At 65.8% G+C, this 695-nt stretch carries 1 pseudogene; it reads left to right on the forward strand.

Features of this window, described 5'->3' with window-relative positions:
* Nucleotides 1-695, forward strand: a pseudogene (locus tag B3873_RS04540) (hypothetical protein); the annotation flags it as partial.

A 695-nucleotide genomic window follows, 5' to 3' on the forward strand; every position in this document is an offset into this window, starting at 1 on the left:
AGCGCAACTTCCGGCAGGAGACCACCAGTGGCGTGATGGGGGCGGGCATCGGCGTGACCGTGGGCAGCCGCATGCAGAGCCGCGATGTGGATGGGCAGTCACAGACGGCATCTGCTTCCACGGTGGGGAGCGTGACGGGCGATGTCAGCATCGTCGCGGGTAATCGCTATACGCAGGTCGGCAGTGATGTGTTGGCACCGGGTGGCGATATCGACATCGTGGCCCGGACGGTCAGCATTCTTGCTGCCCAGCAGAGCAGCCACACCGTGACCGAGGACAAGTTCCGCCAGCAAGGCGTGACGGTGGCGGTAACCAGTCCTGTGTTGTCGGCGGTGCAGACGGTGCAGCAGATGGCGGAGGCAGCCAGCAAGACAAGGGACCGGCGCACGCAAGCCCTGGCCGCAGCCACAGCAGGCTTGGCGGCATCCAATGCGGCGGACGCCGTCATCGCGGGCCAGGGCAAGACGATCAATGACAAGCCCAATCAGATTGCGACGGGGCCGACAGATCCTGCCACCGGGAAGACGCCGGCCCGCGATGCCAATGCCGCCGACAAGGCCGGCGGCATCAACCTGGCCTTCAGCCTGGGCGCGAGCAGCAGCCAAGGCAGATCGGAGCAGATTAACCAGACGGTGCGCGGCTCAAGCGTATCGGCAGGCGGAAGCCTCGCTATCACTGCCAATGGCGAGGGTGGT

Origin of the sequence: Herbaspirillum sp. UBA812 (genome assembly GCF_002296545.1) — a bacterium.
Taxonomy (GTDB): Bacteria; Pseudomonadota; Gammaproteobacteria; order Burkholderiales; family Burkholderiaceae_D; genus Herbaspirillum; species Herbaspirillum huttiense.